This is a genomic window from Paenibacillus cucumis (ex Kampfer et al. 2016) (assembly GCF_019748695.1).
Taxonomy (GTDB): Bacteria; Bacillota; Bacilli; order Paenibacillales; family Paenibacillaceae; genus Paenibacillus; species Paenibacillus polysaccharolyticus.
Genome location: NZ_JACLIC010000084.1, coordinates 1 through 1,184, shown reverse-complemented (window position 1 = coordinate 1,184; position 1,184 = coordinate 1). Strand labels below are relative to the sequence as shown.

Here is a 1,184-nt window from a genome sequence, read left to right as displayed (position 1 = left end):
TGGAGCTAGAATAAAAAGTGGACAACCGTTAACGGACGGAAGGATAATAAGGCTAACGGAGGTGTGTCCACATGGGAGAACAACGGCAACGATACAATGAAGAATTCAAGAAACAAACGGTAAAATTTATTCAAGAACAGACCAAGACACTCGGAGACTTGGCAGAAGAACTCAACATTCCAAAAAGTACATTACACCAGTGGATGGGCAAGTATCGTGAACTTAAACATGAGCCCGTAGCTAGCGTAGATCGAGTGAAAGAACTGGAAGCAGAGCTTAAAGAAATGCGCCGGTTACTTCAAGAGAAAGAGCATACGCTTGCGGACACGCAAGAGGAACTGGCTATTGTAAAAAAAGCAGTGCACATCTTCAGCAAACCAAAGAATTAAGATTTCAGTTTGTGGAAGACCATCGCTCCCTGTTTTCTTTGGAGAAGATGTGCACTCTGTTACACGTGTCACGGAGCGGATATTACAAGTGGCGGATGGATCTAACAAGTAAGCAACAGCGCCGGAGAACTGAAATCATGAAGCGTATTCGGTTTCATTTCTACGACCACCAGAAGCGGTGTGGAAGTCCGAAAATTACGTATGCGCTCCATCTGGAAGGATACAAAATCTCTTCCCGTACCGTCAGTATATACATGCGTCAAATGAATCTTCGTTCCGTGCACAGTCCTCGGTATCGTGTCCAGACGACGGATTCTAACCATCATCATCCCATTGCACCAAATACGCTGAACCAGCAATTTCAAACGTCCAAACCGAACACCGCATGGGTCACCGATATCACCTACATTCCCTGCCGTGGAGGCCGGTTATATCTCGCCAGTGTTCTGGATTTGTGTAAGCGTGAGATTGTGGGCTGGCGCCTGTACAACCATATGGAAACGAGCTTGGTGTTAGATGCATTGAAAGATGCTTACCAGGCCAAATGCCCCGCTCCAGGATTGCTCCATCACTCGGATCGTGGCTCACAGTACACCTCAAAAGAATACGTGGAGCAACTGAAATCGTATGGTATGGAGCTCAGTATGAGCCGCCGAGGAAACTGTTACGATAACGCATGTATCGAGTCTTGGCACAGTATTTTGAAGAAGGAACTCATTTACTGTAACCCTCGTTTTAAGAATCCAGAAGAGGCGTATAACGCCATTTACCAGTACATTGAGTTCTATTACAACC

General features: G+C 45.9%; 2 protein-coding genes. Both read left to right on the top strand.

Translation table 11 applies throughout. The features are described from left to right. Positions 1–71 precede the first annotated feature (71 nt). Positions 72–389: a transposase gene (locus H7T88_RS28540; RefSeq protein ID WP_090921784.1), complete on the top strand. Its 318-nt coding sequence runs from the start codon at positions 72–74 to the stop codon at positions 387–389. Positions 390–400: 11 nt separating this feature from the next. Further along, positions 401–1,184 (top strand): IS3 family transposase (locus H7T88_RS28535; RefSeq protein WP_312027673.1); only part of this gene is annotated, 784 nt, incomplete at its 3' end.